The sequence below is a fragment of the Roseibacterium elongatum DSM 19469 genome (assembly GCF_000590925.1).
GTDB lineage: Bacteria > Pseudomonadota > Alphaproteobacteria > Rhodobacterales > Rhodobacteraceae > Roseibacterium > Roseibacterium elongatum.
Genome location: NZ_CP004372.1, coordinates 242,460 through 261,349, shown reverse-complemented (window position 1 = coordinate 261,349; position 18,890 = coordinate 242,460). Strand labels below are relative to the sequence as shown.

General features: G+C 65.3%; 15 protein-coding genes. 11 read left to right on the top strand and 4 right to left on the bottom strand.

Annotated features, from left to right (window positions below; translation table 11 throughout):
• Window positions 1-21: 21 nt before the first annotated feature.
• The 4 genes from ROSELON_RS01300 (at window position 22) to proS (ending at window position 5,838) form a co-directional block, all read left to right on the top strand.
• Window positions 22-2,196: an RNA degradosome polyphosphate kinase gene (locus ROSELON_RS01300; protein ID WP_025310653.1), complete on the top strand. Its 2,175-nt coding sequence runs from the start codon at window positions 22-24 to the stop codon at window positions 2,194-2,196.
• A 55-nt stretch (window positions 2,197-2,251) separates the two neighbouring features.
• Window positions 2,252-3,829: a Ppx/GppA family phosphatase gene (locus ROSELON_RS01295; protein WP_025310652.1), complete on the top strand. Its 1,578-nt coding sequence runs from the start codon at window positions 2,252-2,254 to the stop codon at window positions 3,827-3,829.
• Between the two features lie 373 nt (window positions 3,830-4,202).
• The gene (locus ROSELON_RS01290; RefSeq protein WP_025310651.1) at window positions 4,203-4,412 is read left to right on the top strand and encodes a hypothetical protein; all 210 of its coding nucleotides are present in this window, start codon (window positions 4,203-4,205) and stop codon (window positions 4,410-4,412) included.
• A gap of 70 nt (window positions 4,413-4,482) precedes the next feature.
• Complete coding sequence (gene proS / locus ROSELON_RS01285; RefSeq protein WP_025310650.1) at window positions 4,483-5,838, top strand: proline--tRNA ligase; 1,356 nt, start codon at window positions 4,483-4,485, stop codon at window positions 5,836-5,838.
• A gap of 40 nt (window positions 5,839-5,878) precedes the next feature.
• On the opposite strand, the gene ROSELON_RS17210 is transcribed toward proS, so the two are convergent.
• On the bottom strand, window positions 5,879-7,105 hold the full coding sequence (locus ROSELON_RS17210; protein ID WP_025310649.1) for a trypsin-like serine peptidase: 1,227 nt from the start codon (window positions 7,103-7,105) through the stop codon (window positions 5,879-5,881).
• Between the two features lie 250 nt (window positions 7,106-7,355).
• On the opposite strand from ROSELON_RS17210, the gene ROSELON_RS17205 reads away from it, so the two are divergent.
• The 3 genes from ROSELON_RS17205 (at window position 7,356) to ROSELON_RS18010 (ending at window position 8,744) form a co-directional block, all read left to right on the top strand.
• Window positions 7,356-7,763 carry a BrnA antitoxin family protein gene (locus ROSELON_RS17205; RefSeq protein WP_025310648.1) on the top strand — a complete coding sequence of 136 codons (408 nt, stop codon included), beginning with the start codon at window positions 7,356-7,358 and terminating at the stop codon, window positions 7,761-7,763.
• Between the two features lie 86 nt (window positions 7,764-7,849).
• Window positions 7,850-8,356, top strand: a complete 507-nt coding sequence (locus tag ROSELON_RS18015; RefSeq protein WP_156945679.1) for a hypothetical protein — start codon at window positions 7,850-7,852, stop codon at window positions 8,354-8,356.
• The gene (locus ROSELON_RS18010; RefSeq protein WP_156945676.1) at window positions 8,346-8,744 is read left to right on the top strand and encodes a hypothetical protein; all 399 of its coding nucleotides are present in this window, start codon (window positions 8,346-8,348) and stop codon (window positions 8,742-8,744) included. Before ROSELON_RS18015 ends, ROSELON_RS18010 begins: the two co-directional genes overlap by 11 nt.
• Window positions 8,745-8,959: 215 nt before the next feature.
• On the opposite strand, the gene carB is transcribed toward ROSELON_RS18010, so the two are convergent.
• Window positions 8,960-12,289 carry a carbamoyl-phosphate synthase large subunit gene (gene carB, locus ROSELON_RS01270; RefSeq protein ID WP_025310647.1) on the bottom strand — a complete coding sequence of 1,110 codons (3,330 nt, stop codon included), beginning with the start codon at window positions 12,287-12,289 and terminating at the stop codon, window positions 8,960-8,962.
• 224 nt (window positions 12,290-12,513) lie between these two features.
• On the opposite strand from carB, the gene ROSELON_RS01265 reads away from it, so the two are divergent.
• Both ROSELON_RS01265 and ROSELON_RS01260 read left to right on the top strand, forming a co-directional pair.
• Window positions 12,514-13,185 (top strand): HAD family hydrolase, encoded by a 672-nt coding sequence (locus ROSELON_RS01265; protein WP_025310646.1) that lies wholly within the window; start codon window positions 12,514-12,516, stop codon window positions 13,183-13,185.
• 60 nt (window positions 13,186-13,245) lie between these two features.
• Complete coding sequence (locus ROSELON_RS01260) at window positions 13,246-13,575, top strand: DMT family transporter (protein ID WP_025310645.1); 330 nt, start codon at window positions 13,246-13,248, stop codon at window positions 13,573-13,575.
• Between the two features lie 91 nt (window positions 13,576-13,666).
• On the opposite strand, the gene ROSELON_RS01255 is transcribed toward ROSELON_RS01260, so the two are convergent.
• Window positions 13,667-14,893, bottom strand: a complete 1,227-nt coding sequence (locus tag ROSELON_RS01255) for an SAM-dependent methyltransferase (protein WP_025310644.1) — start codon at window positions 14,891-14,893, stop codon at window positions 13,667-13,669.
• Window positions 14,894-15,075: 182 nt separating this feature from the next.
• On the opposite strand from ROSELON_RS01255, the gene bchE reads away from it, so the two are divergent.
• Window positions 15,076-16,713, top strand: coding sequence for a magnesium-protoporphyrin IX monomethyl ester anaerobic oxidative cyclase (gene bchE, locus ROSELON_RS01250; RefSeq protein ID WP_025310643.1), 1,638 nt, complete (start codon window positions 15,076-15,078; stop codon window positions 16,711-16,713).
• Window positions 16,714-16,719: 6 nt separating this feature from the next.
• Window positions 16,720-17,310, top strand: coding sequence for a bacteriochlorophyll 4-vinyl reductase (gene bchJ / locus ROSELON_RS01245; RefSeq protein WP_025310642.1), 591 nt, complete (start codon window positions 16,720-16,722; stop codon window positions 17,308-17,310).
• A 416-nt stretch (window positions 17,311-17,726) separates the two neighbouring features.
• On the opposite strand, the gene ROSELON_RS01240 is transcribed toward bchJ, so the two are convergent.
• Window positions 17,727-18,845 (bottom strand): peptidoglycan DD-metalloendopeptidase family protein, encoded by a 1,119-nt coding sequence (locus ROSELON_RS01240; RefSeq protein ID WP_025310641.1) that lies wholly within the window; start codon window positions 18,843-18,845, stop codon window positions 17,727-17,729.
• Window positions 18,846-18,890 lie beyond the last annotated feature (45 nt).

The window sequence follows — 18,890 nt, the reverse complement described above, 5'->3', positions numbered from 1 at the left end:
GGTCCCACCCAGGTTACACCCATGAGCTTTGCCGATTTCCTTTCTGCCCCGATCCCCGAACCCGTCGATCTGCCCGAGGCGCAGGTCAGCGGGCCGCGGCGGTTCTTCAATCGCGAACTGTCCTGGCTGGCCTTCAACTGGCGCGTGCTGGAAGAGGCGGGCAACCCCCGCGTGCCCCTGCTGGAGCGGGTGCGCTTCGTGTCGATCTCGGCGGGCAATCTCGACGAGTTCTACACGGTGCGCGTCGCCGGCCTGCGCGAGCTGGCGCAGGAGGGCAACACCACGCCGTCCGACGATGGCCGCACGCCCGCCGAACAGCTCAAGCTGATCAATGCCGACGCGCGCAGCCTGATGCAGCACCAGCAGGCGGCCTGGGTCACTCTGCGCAAGGAACTGGAGGCCGAGGGGATCACCGTCGTCACGCGCTCAGGCCTCAAGGCCGCGGACAAGCGCCACCTCGAAGAGGTGTTCCTGAGCCAGGTTTTCCCGGTGCTCTCTCCTCTGGCGATCGACCCCGCCCATCCGTTCCCCTTCATCCCGAACGAGGGCATCGCCCTGGCGCTGCACATGAAGCGCGAGCGGGACGGGCGCGAGTTGCATGCGCTCTTGCCGATCCCCAGCCAGATCGACCGCTTTCTGCGGCTGCCCGCCCCCGAGGGGGAGGCGCGGTTTCTGCCGTTGGAAGAGCTGTTGCTGACCCATATCGGCGCGCTGTTTCCGGGCTACAAACTGGCCGGTCATTGCGCCTTTCGCGTGTTGCGCGACAGCGACCTTGAGGTCGAGGAAGAGGCCGAGGACCTGGTGCGCGAGTTCGAAACCGCGCTCAAGCGCCGCCGCCGGGGCGAGGTGGTGCGCCTGCAGATCAGTGCGGGCGCGCCCGAGGATCTGCTGGCCGAGATCGTGGACCAGATGCATGTGACCGGCGACGAGATCGTGCAGGTCAAGGGCATGATCGGTCTGGTCAGCCTCAAGGAACTGGTGATCGATGAGCGCCCCGACCTGCTGTGGAAATCCTTTACCCCGCGCGTGCCCGAACGGGTGCAGGACCATGACGGCGACATGTTCGCGGCGATCCGTCAAAAGGACATGCTGCTGCATCACCCCTACGAGACCTTCGACATGGTCATCCGGTTCCTCGCGCAGGCCTCGCGCGATCCAAACGTGGTGGCGATCAAGCAGACGCTCTACCGCACCAGCAACGAGAGCCCCATCGTCGAGGCGCTGTGCGAGGCCGCCGAGAACGGCAAATCCGTGACCGCGCTGGTCGAGTTGAAAGCGCGGTTCGACGAGGCCGCCAATATCCGCCAGTCGCGCAAGCTGGAACGCTCGGGCGCGCATGTCGTCTATGGGTTCATCACCTACAAGACCCATGCCAAGATCAGCACCGTGGTCCGGCGCGAGGGCGACCGGCTGGTGACCTATACCCATTTCGGGACAGGAAACTACCATCCCATCACGGCGCGCATCTATACCGACCTGTCGCTGTTCACCTGCGACGATGCGTTGGGACGCGATGCCACCAAGGTCTTCAACTACGTGGGCGGTTATGCCGAACCCGAGGGGCTGGAAAACCTGTCGATCTCGCCCCTGACGTTGAAGTCGACGATCATCGAGAACCTGCGCGCCGAGGCCGAGCATGCCCGCGCCGGCAAGCCCGCGATGGTCTGGGCCAAGATGAACAGCCTGATCGAACCCGACGTGATCGATGCGCTGTACGAGGCCAGCCAGGCGGGCGTGAAGATCGATCTGGTGATCCGCGGCATCTGCGGCATCCGCCCCGGCGTGAAGGGGCTGTCGGAAAACATCCGCGTGAAATCCATCGTGGGCCGGTTCCTCGAACACAGCCGCATCGTCTGTTTCGGCAACGGCACAGGGTTGCCGTCGAAAAAGGCGCGGGTCTTCATCTCGTCGGCCGACTGGATGGGGCGCAACCTCAACCGTCGGGTGGAAACGCTGGTCGAATGCACCAACAACACGGTCAAGGCGCAGATCGTCAGCCAGATCATGGCGGCGAACCTGGCCGATGTGGCGCAATCGTGGGTGCTGCAACCCGATGGCAGTTTCCTGCGCCCCGACCTGTCGCAGCTGGACAACCCGTTTTCCTGCCACCGTTTCTTCATGGAAAACCCGTCGCTGTCCGGGCGCGGGTCGGCCGGGGCCAAGGATGTGCCCGAATTGACGCATGGAGAGGATTGAGGCGCGCGCGCGTGACGATTGACGCGGTCCATGGCCCCGTGCAAACACTTTGCCCATGACGCAGCGCGCGATGGCTTCGGGCCCCACGAGCCCGGTTGGACTGCATCCCGAATGGGGGCCGTTCGGCGTGCCCCTGTTCGATGCGCCCGAGGCGCAGGCGCTCAAGCGGGTGGGCGTGATCGACATCGGGTCGAACTCGGTCCGGCTGGTGGTGTTCGACGGGGCCGCGCGCAGCCCGGCCTATTTCTACAATGAAAAGATCCTGTGTGGTCTGGGTGCGGGCTTTGCGCAAACCGGTCGGCTGAACCCCGAGGGGCGGGTGCGCGCGCTGGCCGCGCTACGCCGGTTTGCCGCGCTGACGCGGGGCATGGGGGTGGCGCCGCTCTTGACCGTGGCGACGGCGGCGGTGCGCGACGCCGAGGATGGCCCCGCCTTCCGCGCCGAGGTGCAGGCCGAAACGGGCCTGGACATCCGCATCGTCGATGGCGCGGAAGAGGCGCGGCTGTCGGCCCAGGGGGTGCTGGTCGGCTGGCCGGGGGCCGAGGGGTTGATCTGCGATATCGGCGGCTCGTCCATGGAACTGGCGCAGCTGACCGGCGACGGGCGGGTGGGCACGCGCAAGACCTCCGATCTCGGGCCGCTGAAGCTGATGGGGATCAAGGGCGGCAAGAAGGCCGTCCGCACCCATATCAAGGCCCGCGTGGGCGAGTTGGCGTCGCATTTCGACACCAAACCCAAACGCCTGTTCCTGGTGGGGGGCAGTTGGCGGGCCATCGCGCGGGTCGACATGGAACGCCGCGGCTACCCGCTCAAGGTGCTGCACGAATACCGGATGAAGCCCAAGGCCATCCTCGACACGATCAAGTTCATCGCCAAGACCGACCCCGATGCGCTGCGCAGCCGCACCGGCACCTCGGCCGAACGGATGCGGCTGGTGCCGCTGGCCTCCGAGGTGCTGAAACGCCTTGTGCGGGAACTCAGGCCGCAGGAGGTCGCGATTTCCTCTTACGGGATCCGCGAGGGGTTGCTTTATGAACAGATGACGCCGGCACTGCGCCAACGCGACCCGCTGATCGAGGCCGCGCGCCATGCCGAGGCGTCCTCGGCCCGGATGCCGGGGTTCGGCCGCGCGCTCTATTATTTCGTCGAGCCGCTGTTTCCCCGCGCCCGCCCCGAGAAACGCCGCCTGATCCGCGCCGCCTGCCTGCTGCATGACGTCAGTTGGCGCGCGCATCCCGATTACCGCGCCGAGGTCTGTTTCGACAATGCCACGCGGGCCAACCTGGGCGGGATGACCCATGCCGAACGCGTCTTTCTGGGGCTGGCCCTGCTGCACCGCTACAAGGGCAACCGCGCCAATACCAGTTTCGACGAGGCGCTGCTGGCGCTGCTGCCGGCCGCCAAGGTGACCGAGGCCGAGATCCTCGGCCGCGCCATGCGCTTCGGCGCGATGTTCACCGTCGAGAAACCGACCGATCACGGGGCGCTGCGCTATCGCCCGCAGCGGCACGAGTTGATCCTGACGTTGAAAACCGAGCAAGGCCGCGCCCTGTTCGGCGAGGTGACCGAGGCCCGGTTCAAGGCGCTTGCCGGCGCGCTCGGGGCCGAGCCCATCGTCGAAGGCGGCGCTTAACCGGGTGGTAGGGATTCCCCGCATAGTGTGCCCCGGCGCGCTGGCCTAACGTAAGGTCAGCACCTGGATTTGCACCAGTGCCGGAAATGATGCCATGACCTTGCTGAACTACCTCGCGTATTCCCTCGTCTTCGTGATTGTCGTGATGTTTTCGGTCATGGTGTTCGGCCCCTCGGCCGTTTCGGCGATGTCGATCTAGGTGTGTCTCTTCCGGGGCTGGCCGCTGTCCCCTTTCCCCTTTCACATGGCCGGCCCCGGATCCCCCTGCCTGATCCTGCGGGCCCGCTTTTGCGGCTGGATCGGGTTTGCCTGACTGTCGACGGATGGTCGTGCGGCGCAGGATCGGACCGTTCCTGAGAAACAGGAGGCCGCCATGTCGGTTCTGAAGACGCTTTCGATGGCCTTGATCGCCCTGATCGTCCTGGTCGCCGCCACGCTGTGGATCGGGATGCGCCCGGCCGAGGCCGGTGTGTATGGCACCCCCTCGGGCGGCTGGGGAATCGACCGCCCCCCGTCGCGCCCCGCGCCGGGACCGCGCGGCGGCGGCTCTGCCGCCCCGTCCGGCGGGGCGCCGAATGTCTGAGCACCGCTTGTGAGCGGTTTCGCCTTGGCTTAGACCCGTCTGGACACTCAGGTTTCAAAGGGTTCGCCAGATGCGCCTTTCCCGATACTTCCTTCCCGTTCTCAAAGAAACGCCCGCCGAGGCGCAGATCGTCAGCCACCGCTACATGCTGCGCGCGGGCATGATCAAACAGGCCAGCGCCGGGATCTATTCCTGGCTGCCGCTTGGCTACAAGGTTCTGCGCCGGATCGAACAGATCGTCCACGAGGAACAGGTGCGCGCCGGTCACATCCCGATGCTGATGCCGACCCTGCAATCGGCCGACCTGTGGAAGGAATCGGGCCGCTATGACGCCTATGGCCCCGAGATGCTGCGCATCCGCGACCGCCATGATCGCGACATGCTCTATGGTCCCACCAACGAAGAGCTGATCACCGATATCTTTCGCAGCCACGTGACCAGCTACAAGGATCTGCCGCTGACCCTCTACCACATCCAATGGAAATTCCGTGACGAGATCCGCCCGCGGTTCGGCGTGATGCGGGGCCGCGAGTTTCTGATGAAGGATGGTTACAATTTCGACCTGACCAAAGAGGACGCGCTGCACGCCTATAACCGCCACCTCGTCAGCTACCTGCGTACCTACGAGCGCATGGGCCTTCAGGCGATCCCGATGCGCGCCGACAGCGGCCCGATCGGCGGCGACGACACGCATGAATTCCTGGTGTTGGCCGAGACGGGCGAGTCCGAAGTGTTCTATGACAGCGAGATCACCGATCTGAAATTCGGCGACCGCACGATCGATTATGACAGCCACGACCAGTGCCGCGCCGTGCTGGAGGAATTCACCAGCCGCTACGCCCGCACCGACGAAACCCATGACGAGGCCGTTTGGGCCGACGTTCCCGAGGAACGCCGCCGCGTTGCGCGCGGCATCGAGGTGGGCCAGATCTTCTATTTCGGCACCAAGTATTCCGAGGCCATGGGCGCCGTTGTCGATGACGGGCAGGGTGGCCGCGTGCCGGTGCATATGGGGTCGCACGGGATCGGCGTCAGCCGCCTCGTCGGGGCGATCATCGAGGCCAGCCATGACGAGAACGGCATCATCTGGCCCGAGGGCGTGACGCCCTACCAGGTGGGGATCGTGAACCTCAAACAGGGCGATGCCGGTTGCGACGCGGCCTGCGAGGACCTGTACAAGGCGGTCACGGCCAAGGGGCTGGAACCGCTCTATGACGACCGCTCCGAACGGGCCGGTGCGAAATTCGCCACGATGGACCTGATCGGCCTGCCCTGGCGCATCACTGTGGGGCCGCGGGGCCTCAAATCCGGCATGGTCGAGTTGACCAGCCGCCGCACCGGCGAAAGCGAAGAGATGACACCCGAGGCCGCCATCGCCCGCCTCGCCGGGATCTACGCGCCGCATTACCCGCAGATCGCGGGGTAACCCGACGCTGGCCCGGCGCTGGTGACGCCGGGCCGCGGCCTTACTTGGTTTCGGGCGGGCGCGTGCCGCCACCCGACCCCGTCTGCGTTATCAGCGCCTGCAACTCGGCCAGCACATAGTCCGTGTGCATCGCGACGTTGCGGTCGAACTGCGCGCGCGGCATCGCGTCGGTGCGCGACTCCACCCCGATGATCCGATAGCGCCCGCCGGTTTCGATAAACAGCGGCGAGCCCGAGTCACCTTGCAGCGTGTCGCATTGGTGGATCAGCGTGTTCTGTCCGCCGAGTTCGATGAACGGGCAATCGAGGTTGCCGGTCAGCACGCCCTGTTGGTCATAGCTGTAGCCGGCCTGCATGATGTCGGGGCCGGTGCCCGCCAGTTCGGCGGCCACGTCCTCGGGCGTCAGTGGCCCGACATCCATCCAGCCGATCTGTTCGCCAATGGGATCGGCCAGGTACAGGAAGGCGAAGTCGTAACCTTCCTGTTCGCCCATCATCCACGAGGCTGGCACATGGTAGCCCGTGATGGCCGACCGGGCGACCGCGTCGCCCCGGTCATACCCGGCCAGGAACTCGACCGGCGTGCCCGTGATCGCGCCCTGGTCGGCCAGGCAATGCGCCGCGGTCAGCACGGTCTGCGGGCCGATCAGGGCGCCCGTGCAACTGGAGTCCGACAGATCGACGAAACCGATCATGTTCCAGGGGCTTTGGGTGGCGTCCATCACGATGCGGTCATCCTCGCCGAAGAAGGCGCGGGCGAAGGTGTCGGCAAAGGGCTCCAACTCGGTGATGCCGAGGATCGCGGCGGGGTAGGTGCCATTGCTGGCCTGGTAGGTGCCGACCCAGATATCGTATTGGCCCGGCTGCGGGCTGTCGAAGGTCAGTGACGGGTTCAGCCCCGAACTGTCATCGTTGCAATGCCACTGCGCGTCGGGGGTGTTGACGAGGAGGACGGTGTCGTCGCGGGATTCGACGTAGAAGGAGAGGGGGAGGCCGGAGCCGGGCTCGAAGAAGATGCGGAAATCGGGCGCCTCGGCGAAATGGCCGGCGCAGCGGTTGCCGGTATTGGCGTCGGGAAACTCGCGCAACGCCTCGCCGCCCGCGAGCACGTGAACCCAGTTGGGATCGGGCATGAACCCCGCGCTGACCGAGATTTCGCCGAAGGTCGACGGCAGGCTGAAATCCTGCGAAATCAGTGGCGTAGCGGAAATGGACAGGCCAAGAACAAGGCCCGTGGCAAGGGCGTGGCGGGCAAGGGGCAGGGGCATCTGGACCTCCGGGAGATGCGAGGGACAAGCGGCATGATCCAAAGCGTAGTCGCCGCACCCGGACCTGTCCACGACGCTGTGCGGGGAAAATCCGCCCGCCACGCACGCCGCCCGACGGGGCCAAAACCACTCGTCACACCCGGTACACAGCCTGTACACAGCCCGTACATACACGCGCCCTTTACCCGCCATTAACCGGCCCACGGCAGACTGGCCGCCTTCCACATCAGAGCGACAAGGGGGCCCGGAGATGACGACTCTGGACGAGGCCATGCACGGCAAGCCGCTGGGCATGGCGCAGCGCAAACACCACTTCTACCTCGCCGACGCGCTCAGGCGGTTCGAATGGGACATGCACTCGGCCATCTTCATGGACCAGCGCATCCCGATGGAATGGCGCGAGATCGCCACACGCCGCGAAAGCGCCAAGACGCGGATCACGGTGCGGCTGGACGAGGACGTGGTGAAATGGTTCCGCTCGATGGGGCCGGGCTATCAGCCGCGCATGAACGACGTGCTGCGGGCGTTCATGCACGCGCGCCTGGGCGGGCTGATCCGCGGCCACGACACGATCGAGCCGTTCAAGGAGACGGTGAAGAGCCAGACGCCACCCCCGCAGTGGGGCGAGGCGGCAAGGGTGATGGGGGAGGAGGAGTGAGGGGAAGACAACGAAAGTCTCTTGTCCTTCAATGAATATCCGATCAGAATAAGCAAGCTAAGGTATAGATTCCTGTCGGAGAGAAATTGGATTTCTGGACTCTTTTCTCCATTGCTGATGTTGTTGGTATTTCGGTGTCGATATTTGGTGCCGGAGCCACAGTATTTTTTTCTATACGAGCAAAAACCTCTGCAGATGCTGCACGTGTCGCTGCGATGGCTGCGCGGGAAAAATACTCTGGAGTGACAGTTCTTTCATCGCTAAATATTGCCGTAACTTTACTCAATGATCTAACAAATAGACTTTCGAGTGGTTCGTGGGAGTTGGCAGAAGAACGAAGTACGGCTCTTAGGACTATGATTGCACCTATTGCGATCAACCAGCGTGAACTTTTCTCGGATCAAACGCACAGGAAATTACTCGAATTTATTTCAAAGATGAAAAGTGTCGCCGAAGCATCGGATCGAGCGCAATTCACAAACTCCAGCCAGCCGAGCAGGCCTCGGCTTCTGGGAATTGTGCGTGAAGAAAAGCAAACGCTTGCGATCGCCATTGATGAAGTAAAGGAAAGGTTGGCGGCTGATGAACAATGATGCGCAGAAAAAATTAATCGAAAAGTGGTCGAAACTAGTTGACAAGCTCGTTGATCAAACAAGATCTGGAAGCTTGCAGTGGGCAGAGTCTGCGAAAAGTAATGAGTATATTCTAAATGTTGGTGACAACAATATTAAACTGGGTTCCGCGCAGAATCGAGATGAGCAAGTTCTTTACTATGTGAGAATTGAAAACGGCTTTGGGGAAGTGGTTGAGCAATTTGACGATGAGGATCTTGATGGGGTCATGGCGAAACCCTACCCAGAGAATTATTTTGGGAAATTGGAAGATCTACATTCAAAAGTCCGACGTCAAGTGACTGGCGCAGACGAAATCCTAGATGAAATTCTGGAATGGCTTCAAGAAAACGAACCCATTCCTTTCTAGATTGGTTCTATAATTCGGTATCAGAACGGAGCGCGACCACGAGACCCAGTTCTTGCACTTGGCATGGGGGCTTTGAGGCACGTTTTGCGCAATGTGCTTGAAGCTATAGCTCATCAAAGACCGCGCCGACGTGGGGACAAACTTGGCATAGTAGCTTAGTGGAATTGCGGATTGGAGGGTGTCCAAGTCTTAGGTTTGGCGGGACAAGTCCCGCCCTACGCCTGCAATGACCGCACGCCCAGCTTGCCGTCCTTGGCGGCGACCATGGCTTGGGCGGCGGCATGTGACCCTGCCAGCGTCGTGAAATAGGGGATCTTGTCGGCCAGCGTGACCGCGCGCATGGAGCGGCTGTCTTCCACCGCCTGTGCGCCCTCGGTCGTGTTCAGGACCAGTTGCACGCCGCCATCCTTGATGATGTCGACGATGCTGCGCCCGCCCTCGTAGGCCTTGTTGACCACGGTGCTTTCGATGCCGTGATCCGACAGGTAGGCCGCCGTGCCGCGCGTGGCGATCAGGGCAAAGCCGAGGCCGGTCAGCATCTGCGCCGTCTCGATCAGGATCGGGCCCTTGTCGGCGTCACGCACCGAGAGGAAGACCGTCCCGTCCTGCGGCAAATGCGTGCCCGCGCCAAGCTGCGCCTTGAGGAAGGCGCGGGGGAAGGTGCGGTCCCAGCCCATGACCTCGCCGGTCGAGCGCATTTCCGGCCCCAGCAGCGTGTCGACGCCGGGGAAGCGGGCGAAGGGCAGTACGGCCTCTTTCACCGAGAACCAGGGCGTGCGGAAATCGGCCAGCGCCATCGGGTCGCCGGGGATGATGGGCGTGTCGTCATCGACGGGCTGGTGCGGCGTGGCCATCGGGAAATCGGCCAGATTCTCACCCGCCATGAGGCGCGCGGCGATGGAGGCGATGGCGCTATCGGTGGCCTTGGCGACGAAGGGCACGGTGCGCGAGGCGCGGGGGTTGACCTCGATCAGGTAGATCTCGTCGTCCTTCACCGCGAACTGGACGTTCATCAGGCCGACGACATTCAGCGCGCGGGCGAGCGCGTGGGTCTGTTCGATGATGCGGTCCTGGATCGCGGGGGGCAGGGTGTGGGGCGGCAGGGAACAGGCGCTGTCGCCGGAATGAACGCCCGCCTCCTCGATATGCTGCATGATGCCCGCGACATGGACGGCCTGCCCGTCGCAGAGGGCGTCGACATCGACCTCGGTCGCGCCGTCGAGATAGCTGTCGAGCAGCACCGGGCTGTCGCCCGAGACGACGACGGCGTCGCGGATGTAGCGGTCGAGCTGGGCGGTGTCGCGGACGATCTCCATCGCGCGGCCGCCCAGCACGTAGGAGGGGCGGATGACCAGCGGGTAGCCGAGCGCCTCGGCCGCGGCCTTGGCCTCGGCGTCGGTGGTGGCGATGGCGTTCTCGGGCTGTTTCAGGCCGAGCTTCTGGACGAGTTGCTGGAAGCGCTCGCGGTCTTCGGCCAGGTCGATGGCGTCGGGGGTGGTGCCAAGGATCGGGATGCCGGCGTCATGCAGCGCATTGGCCAGTTTCAGGGGCGTCTGGCCGCCGAACTGGACGATGACGCCGTGCAGCGTGCCGTTATCCTGCTCGACGCGCAGGATCTCCATGACGTGTTCATAGGTCAGCGGCTCGAAATAGAGGCGGTCCGAGGTGTCGTAATCGGTCGAGACCGTCTCGGGGTTGCAGTTGACCATGATGGTCTCGTAACCCGCGTCGCTGAGCGCGAAACAGGCGTGACAGCAGCAATAGTCGAACTCGATCCCCTGGCCGATGCGGTTGGGGCCGCCGCCGAGGATAACGACCTTCTTGCGGTCGCTGGGGCGCGCCTCGCATTCCGGTTCGCCCATGACGGGGGTCTCGTAGGTGGAATACATGTAGGGCGTCTGCGCCTCGAACTCGGCGGCGCAGGTGTCGATGCGCTTGAACTGCGCGGTGACGCCCAGGTTCTTGCGGGCGCGGGCGATGTTGGCCTCGGACCGGCCGGTCAGCTTGGCCAGCCGCGCATCGGTGAAGCCCATCATCTTGAGGCGGCGCAGGCCGTCCTCGGTCATGGGCAGACCGTCGCGCCGCACCTCGTCCTCGGTGGCGACGATCTCGCGGATGCGCGACAGGAACCACTGGTCGAAATGGGTGACGGCCTGGATCGTGTCGTCGCTGAGTCCGTGGCGCATGGCCTGCGCGATCACGCGGATGCGGTCCGGCGTTTGGCGGCTGAGCGCCTTGATGATTGCGGCCTCGTCCGGCGCGCCCTCGATGGCGATCTCGTCGAACCCGGTCAGGCCGGTTTCCATCGAGGCCAGCGCCTTTTGCACCGACTCGTGGAAGCTGCGGCCGATGGCCATCGCCTCGCCCACCGATTTCATCGCGGTGGTCAGGTGCGGCTCGGACCCCGGGAATTTCTCGAAGGCGAAGCGCGGGATCTTGGTGACGACATAGTCGATGGTCGGCTCAAAGCTGGCCGGCGTGACCTTGGTGATGTCGTTGTCAAGCTCGTCCAGCGTGTAACCCACGGCCAGTTTCGCGGCGATCTTGGCGATCGGAAAGCCCGTGGCCTTGGAGGCCAGCGCCGAGGAGCGGCTGACACGCGGGTTCATCTCGATCACGACCATGCGCCCGTCGGCGGGGTTCACGGCCCATTGCACGTTGGACCCGCCGGTTTCGACCCCGATCTCGCGCAGCACGGCAATGCTGCCATTGCGCATGATCTGGTATTCCTTGTCGGTCAGCGTCAGCGCGGGCGCGACGGTGATCGAGTCGCCCGTGTGCACGCCCATCGGATCGACGTTTTCGATGGAACAGACGATGATGGCGTTGTCGGCGCGGTCGCGCACGACCTCCATCTCGAACTCTTTCCAGCCGAGCAGCGACTCGTCCACGAGGATTTGCGCGACGGGCGAGGCCTCCATGCCTGTGCGGCAATAATGCTCGTACTCTTCGCGGTTATAGGCCACGCCCCCGCCGGTGCCGCCAAGGGTGAAGGCGGGGCGGATGATGGCAGGCAGGCCGACATATTCGATGGCCTCGATGGCCTTTTGCAGACCGGCGGCGATGTCGTATTTGCCATCCGCACCCTTGGGGGCGCTGACGATGGTGGCCTTGGGGTTTTCCAGACCGATCCGGTCCATCGCCTCGCGGAACAGCTTGCGGTCCTCGGCCATCTCGATGGCATGGCGCTTGGCGCCGATCATCTCGACTCCGAATTTTTCCAGCACGCCCATCTCTTCCAGGGCGAGCGAGGTGTTCAGCCCCGTCTGCCCGCCCATCGTCGGCAACAGCGCGTCGGGGCGTTCCTTTTCGATGATCTTGGCAACGACCTCGGGGGTGATCGGCTCGATATAGGTGGCGTCGGCCAGTTCCGGGTCGGTCATGATCGTGGCGGGGTTCGAGTTGACCAGGATGACGCGATAGCCTTCCTCGCGCAGGGCCTTGCAGGCCTGGGCGCCGGAATAGTCGAACTCGCAGGCCTGGCCGATGACGATGGGGCCGGCCCCGATGATCATGATCGACTGGATATCGGTTCTTTTCGGCATGTCATTCCCCAGGGTCATCCGGCGTCGGTCGGGGACCGGGCCGGGGCAGCGCGCAAATTGGCTGCGTTATAGACAGGCAAGCGTTGCGCGCAAGGGGCGATGCGGCGGACGATGGGAGGGGGCGCGCTGTCCGCCCGTCGCGCCGCGGCGGGGGCGATTGTGAACCGTCGTGCAATGCGGGCCGTATCCCTGTAGGATGGACGCGAACCAGAAAGGGGTCGGCCATGGGTATCAAGGGAATTTTTTTCGGGGCCATCGGCACCTTGGCCGAAACCTCGGAGGTGCAGCGCGAGGCGTTCAACCTGGCCTTCCGGCAATCCGGTCTGGATTGGGTCTGGGACCAAGACAGCTATTTCCGGATGCTCGAGGAGCCGGGCGGTGCGCGGCGCATCGCCGATTACGCGCGCCAGACCGGGGACGTTGTGGATGCCCCGGCGATCTATTCGCGCAAGGTGGCGAATTTCCGGGCGCTGGTGCTGGACCGGGGCATTGCCCCGCGCGCCGGCGTGGTCGCCGTGATCGAGGCCGCGCGGCAGCAGGGCGTGCGGGTGGGCTGGGCGACCTCGACCTATCCCGAAACGGTGGATCTGATGCTGGCGGGGTTGGCGGGGGCGATCCCGCGCGCGGCCTTCGACTATATCGGGGACGGCACGCGCGTGAAGGCGCGCAAACCGGCGCCCGACATCTACCGGGACGCGCTGGCGCAGACGGGCGTTGCGGCTGCCGAGGCATTGGCCATCGAGGATACCCCGGAAAGTGCCGAGGCCGCCCTGGCCGCTGGCCTGCGCTGTGTGGCGTTTCCGGGCGAGGCGGCGCGGGAGCGGACCTTTCCGGCGGGGTGTCCGTTGCGCGATACGCTGTCGGCAGACCTGCTCAAGACCCCGTTGGCCGCCTGAGGCTTGCCGCCCGGCGCACGCCGGTCTAGGTCGGGCCTTGAACGGGCGCGGGGTGGTTTCATGATCTGGCTTTATCTTGTCATCGCGATTGCCGGCGAGGTGGTCGCCACCACCGCGCTCAAGGCCAGCGACGGGTTCACCCGTCTGGGCCCGGCGGTCGTGGTGGTCGCGGGGTACAGCGTGGCCTTCTACTTCCTCGCGCTGGTGCTGCGCAGCCTGCCGCTGGGGGTGACCTATGCGATCTGGTCGGGCCTGGGCGTGGCGCTGGTCACGCTGATCGGCTGGCTGGTCTATGATCAGCGGCTGGATGGCGCGGCGGTGCTGGGCATCGGGCTGATCGTGTCGGGGGTGCTGGTGCTGAACCTGTTTTCGGGCACGACGCCGCATTGATCGCGCGGGGCTGCCGGGGCATCGCCCCGGCCGGAAAACGCGCGTTTTCCGGCCCGTTTTCGCCGGCGAAAACGATCCCGCCCAACTCGGCCTATTCCGCCGCCATCCGTTGCGGGCGGTCTGCGGGGTAGAGGTAGTCGCGGGTCAGCGGCACGGCCTCTTGCCGGCGGGTCATCTGGTACTGGAAGACGCATTGCCCGTGGTGGCGGAAGGTCACTTCGCAAGCCTTCAGGTAATAGCGCCACATCCGGCAGAAACGGTCGTCATAAAGCGCGCGAGCCTTGTCCTCGTTCGCGACGAAACGGTCGTGCCAGTGGCGCAGCGTTTCGGCGTAATGCAGGCGCCAGACCTCGATATCGGTCGGGTAGAGGCCGGCCTTTTCCACCGCCGCCGCCATTTCCGACAGCGCGGGCACATAGCCGCCGGGAAAGATGTATTTCAGGATCCACGGGCTGGTCGTGCCGGGCGGGGTGGACCGCCCGATGGTGTGGATCAGGGCCACGCCATCGTCTTTCAGCCGGTCGTGGACGGTGTCGAAAAAGGTTCGGTAATGGGGCACGCCGACATGTTCGAACATGCCGATCGAGACGATCCGGTCGAATTGCCCGGTGACCGAGCGGTAATCGCGCAACTCGAACCGCACACGGTCCGACAGGCCCGCGGCGGCCGCGCGTTCGGTCGCGATCTTGTGCTGTTCCTCGCTGAGGGTGACGCCCAGCACCTTGACCCCGTAATCGCGCGCCAGCGTCAGCGCCATTCCGCCCCAGCCGCAGCCGATCTCGAACACCTCCATCCCCGACTTCAGCAGCAGCTTGGCGGCGATGTGGTGTTTCTTGGCCGCCTGCGCCTGCTCCAGCGTCATGTCGGGGGTGGCGAAATAGGCGCAGGAATACTGCCGGTCGGCATCGAGGAACAGGTCATAGAGCGCGCCCGACAGGTCGTAGTGATGCGCCACGTTCGCCCGCGCCCGGCCGGCCGGGTTCCACTGGTCGAAGCGGCGGCGCGCCCGGCGGAGGTTTTGCCCGATCTCGCGCCACCAGACCCTGTCCCTGCGGGCGGAGTTCGTCACGGCCAGCGCCAGCAGGCCCTCGATATCATCCCCCCCCACAGTCAGGCGGGCGTCCATATACGCCTCGCCAAGCGCGATTTCGGTGTTCAGCACGAGCTGCCGCGGCAGCGCCGGATCGGTCATGGTGACGCGCACCGGCCGTGCCCCGGCGTCGCCATAGCGGCGGGTGGTGCCGTCGGGGTAGGTGACCTGCAGCGCGCCGGTTGCGAACAGGTCGCGCAGCAGACGATCAAGGATTCTGTCCCACATCGCGCAACTCCCTGCGGTTGTCGGGTCGTCCCTTCCTGCGACAATCAGTCTGCCCCAATGCGACGATTTTTCAAGAGGGCGCCGGCAAAGCCGGGCTGACTGGGCGAAAACTTGACATGTGTCAATCCAAGTTGACACTTTTTGTGCTGAGTTGCGCGCATCACAACAGGGGAGTCGCCCGGATGCGCATCTGCTTTATCCACCCGAATTACCACTCTGGGGGGGCCGAGATCGCGGGCAACTGGCCTCCGGCCTGGGTCGCCTACCTGACCGGATCGCTCAAGGCCGCCGGGTTCGACGACATCCAGTTCATCGACGCGATGACCCATGACCTGAGCCCCGGTCAGTTGCGCGTGAAACTGGCCGAGATGCAGCCCGATGTCGTGGGCACCACCGCCATCACGCCGTCGATCTACGTGGCCGAGGAAACGCTCGACTTGGTGAAAGAGGTGCTGCCCGACGCGGTGACCGTGCTGGGCGGGATCCACGCCACCTTCATGTACCAGCAGGTGCTGTCGGAATCGCAGAACTTGGACGTGATCGTGCGCGGCGAGGGCGAAGAGATCATCGTCGAGCTGATGCGCGCCATCGCCGAGGGCCGCTGGCCCGCCGATCGCCACGCCATCAAGGGCCTTGCCTTCAAGGACGGGGACGAGATCGTGGCCACGCCTGCGGCCCCCACCGTCAAGGATATCGACGGGATCACGCCCGACTGGTCGATGCTGGAATGGGACAAGTACATCTACGTACCGCTGGGGCGTCGCGTGGCGATCCCGAACATGGCGCGCGGCTGTCCCTTTACCTGTTCATTCTGCTCGCAGTGGAAATTCTGGCGCGATTACCGCGTGCGCGACCCGCTGAAGGTCGTGGACGAGATCGAGGACCTGGTCGAGAACCACGATGTCGGTTTCTTCATCCTTGCCGACGAGGAACCCACCATCAACCGCCGCAAGTTCATCCAGTTCTGCGAGGAATTGATTCGCCGCGACCTGCCGAAAAAGGTGCAATGGGGCATCAACACCCGCGTGACCGACATCATGCGCGACAAGGATCTGCTGCCGCTTTATCGCAAGGCGGGCCTGGTGCATGTGTCGCTGGGCACCGAGGCCGCGGCCCAGCTGAAGCTGGACCAGTTCAACAAGGAAACCAAGGTCGCCGACAACAAGGAGGCCATCCGCCTGCTGCGCGAGGCCGATATCTTCACCGAGGCGCAGTTCATCGTGGGCCTGGACAACGAAACCCCCGAGACGCTGGAAGAGACCTTCCAGATGGCATGGGATTGGCAGCCCGATCTCGCCAACTGGGCCATGTACACGCCCTGGCCCTTCACGCCCCTCTTCCAGGAGATGAAGGACAAGGTCGAGATCTTCGATTTCTCGAAATACAATTTCGTCACGCCGATCATGCGCCCGCAGGCGATGGACCGCGCCACGCTGCTCGATCGGGTGATGCACAATTACCGCCGCTTCTATTCGCGCAAGGCGATGTTCCACTACCCGTGGCGCGGCACCGGGTATCGGCGGAAATACCTCTTGGGCTGTCTCAAGGCCTTTGCCAAGGCTGGCTTCCAGCGGCAGTTCTACGACCTGGGCAAGCACAATTACTGGGGCCCGCAATCCAAGGACAAGGTGGCGTTCAATTTCGACCGGACCCGCACCATCGCGCAGGCGCAACTGGACGATTGGCAATCCAAGCAGGACATCGCGGCGCAGAAACGGGCGCGCAAGGTGTCGCGCGACGAAAGCTTCAAGATGCCCAATGGCGTCGAGGTCAAGGCCTGCGGCGGCGGCGACCGGCAGATGATCGAAGCGGCGGAGTAGGCCGGCATGACCGCACAAGCCGGACAGATCGGACCCAATGCCATCCTGCAACTCGTTCCCGTGCTTGAGGAAGAGGCCGGGCCGGATGTGACGGCCCATCTTTTGTCGATGGCCGGGGTGATCCGCATGCCCGACCCGGCCGAAGGGTTGATCGACGAAGGACCGGCCGCCCGGCTGCACCAGGCCATGCGGGCCGAGATGCCCGAGGCCGCGCCGCTACTGGCGCGTGAGGCGGGCAAGCGGACGGGCGACTACATCCTGGCCCACCGCATCCCCGCCAAGGCGCAGGCGATCCTGCGGTTCCTGCCCGCGCGCCTGGCGGCCCCGATCCTGGCCAGGGCCGTGGCCAAACATGCCTGGACCTTCTGCGGCTCGGGCGCTTTCCGTCTGGTCTCGACCTGGCCGGTGGTCTTCGAGATCGGGGACAACCCGGTGGTGCGGGGCGAGCGGTCGGACGTGCCGCTGTGCCACTGGCACGCGGCGGTCTTCGCACGGCTGTTCTCGGAGCTGTGCGGGCCGGGATGGCAGTGTGAGGAAGTGGCCTGTTGCGCCCAGGGGGCCGAGGTCTGCCGCTTCGAGATGACGCGCGCGCGCTGATCCGAGGGTTTGCGCCGCGCTGACGCGCGTCGCCCGGCGGGGCCGCGCCCTCGGACCCCCTTTCGGGGGCCACTCGGGCGCGGCCGGGCGCGATGCGCCGTTGCATATTTGAAGGATAAAGACAGGGGGTGTGTTTACCCTTTCTTCACCTCGTCGCGCGATGATCGCGGCACGGTACAGGCAGGCATGCCGATGACCGTGGATGAAGATGCACGCCCTGCCTTGCGAAGCCGGTTCGGATAGCGGGGCGGGGCGTCGCATCGCGCATCCTGCCCCATCTTTATCCTGAAAATATGCCTCGCCGAGCTCGGCCCTGCTGCGCTTGGCCGGACAACCGGGTGCCACCGGCCGCAGGCGGCCGGGCGGCGCGGCGATGGCTTCCGAAGGAAGCTTGAGGCGCGGCGCGCCACCGCCCGTCAGGGCAGGAACTGGTTCGGGTCCACCGATTCGAAGCCGCGCCGCACCTCGAAATGCAGGAAGGACGGATCGGCTGCGCCCACCTCGGCGACATTCTGGCCACGGCTGACGGTGTCGCCGCGCGCCACGCGGATGTTCTGAATATTGGCGTAGACCGTCAGTAGCCCGTCGTCGTGACGCAGGACCAGGATCGGGATCTGGTCGGTGTCCTGGGTGATCGCGGCGACGGTGCCGTCCGCGGCGGCCCGCACCGGAGTGCCGGCGGGCGCGGCATAATCGATCCCTTCGGTCGAAGCCGAGAAATCGCGCAGCACCGTGCCGTCGATCGGGCGGATGAAGCGGGCCGTGCTTTCGGGTTCCGGGGCGGGGGCCGGCGCGGGTGCCGCCGGTCCGCCGCCAGTGGCGGGCGGCAGGGGGGCGGCCTCGATCGCGTTGGGCAGCGGGGTCGCGGCCGAGGGGGGCGGGGGCGCGATACTCTCGCCGGGGCGCTGTGCTTCGGTCACGGTGTCGGCGTTCTCGATGACGATGGGGATCAGCAGGACCTGCCCCTCGCGCACGGCGAGGTCGGGGCCAAGGCCGTTCCATTCGGCCAGGGCGCGCACCGAGACGCCGTAAAGCCGCGCGACCGAATAGGCGGTCTCGCCCCGCCCGACGCGGTGTTGCACCGGCTCGGCCCCCGGCAGCGGTGTCGGGCCGGACGCGGCCGTCCCCCGGCCGCTGGCTTCGGCGGCGTCGATGGCGCCCCGCGCGATGGCGGCGATATCCGTCCCGTCGCTGCCCGGCGGCGACACGCGCCGTGGCAGGGCCAAGACCTCGCCGTCGCGCAAGGCATCGCCGGGCATGCGGCCGTTGAAGCGGGCCAGTTCCTCGGCCGTCAGGCCCAGCCGGCCCGCCACGTCGGCCACGCTGTCGCCGCGGCGGGCGACGACCATCTGATAGCTTTCATAGGTGATCAGCCCGTTCGCGTCCGGTTCCGGCCGCGGGGCGGTTTCGGCGGCGACACCCGAGGAGATCGGGCCGTTCCGAAAGTCGAAATCGAGGTCGGAGATGGCGCCCACACAGCCCGTGAGCAAGGGCACGGCAAGGCCAAGGGCGAAGAGCGGAAAAGCGCGGGGCATGGGCGATCCTGTTCACGGGGTCCGGCGCGGCGGACCGGGCATGCT

Excerpts from the sequence above, each read along its gene's own strand:
- ROSELON_RS01300 (WP_025310653.1), top strand. The coding sequence starts at position 22 with ATGAGCTTTGCCGATTTCCTTTCTGCCCCGATCCCCGAACCCGTCGAT.
- ROSELON_RS01295 (WP_025310652.1), top strand. The coding sequence starts at position 2,252 with ATGACGCAGCGCGCGATGGCTTCGGGCCCCACGAGCCCGGTTGGACTG.
- ROSELON_RS01290 (WP_025310651.1), top strand. The coding sequence starts at position 4,203 with ATGTCGGTTCTGAAGACGCTTTCGATGGCCTTGATCGCCCTGATCGTC.
- proS (WP_025310650.1), top strand. The coding sequence starts at position 4,483 with ATGCGCCTTTCCCGATACTTCCTTCCCGTTCTCAAAGAAACGCCCGCC.
- ROSELON_RS17210 (WP_025310649.1), bottom strand. The coding sequence starts at position 7,105 with ATGCCCCTGCCCCTTGCCCGCCACGCCCTTGCCACGGGCCTTGTTCTT.
- ROSELON_RS17205 (WP_025310648.1), top strand. The coding sequence starts at position 7,356 with ATGACGACTCTGGACGAGGCCATGCACGGCAAGCCGCTGGGCATGGCG.
- ROSELON_RS18010 (WP_156945676.1), top strand. The coding sequence starts at position 8,346 with ATGAACAATGATGCGCAGAAAAAATTAATCGAAAAGTGGTCGAAACTA.
- carB (WP_025310647.1), bottom strand. The coding sequence starts at position 12,289 with ATGCCGAAAAGAACCGATATCCAGTCGATCATGATCATCGGGGCCGGC.
- ROSELON_RS01265 (WP_025310646.1), top strand. The coding sequence starts at position 12,514 with ATGGGTATCAAGGGAATTTTTTTCGGGGCCATCGGCACCTTGGCCGAA.
- ROSELON_RS01260 (WP_025310645.1), top strand. The coding sequence starts at position 13,246 with ATGATCTGGCTTTATCTTGTCATCGCGATTGCCGGCGAGGTGGTCGCC.
- ROSELON_RS01255 (WP_025310644.1), bottom strand. The coding sequence starts at position 14,893 with ATGTGGGACAGAATCCTTGATCGTCTGCTGCGCGACCTGTTCGCAACC.
- bchE (WP_025310643.1), top strand. The coding sequence starts at position 15,076 with ATGCGCATCTGCTTTATCCACCCGAATTACCACTCTGGGGGGGCCGAG.
- bchJ (WP_025310642.1), top strand. The coding sequence starts at position 16,720 with ATGACCGCACAAGCCGGACAGATCGGACCCAATGCCATCCTGCAACTC.
- ROSELON_RS01240 (WP_025310641.1), bottom strand. The coding sequence starts at position 18,845 with ATGCCCCGCGCTTTTCCGCTCTTCGCCCTTGGCCTTGCCGTGCCCTTG.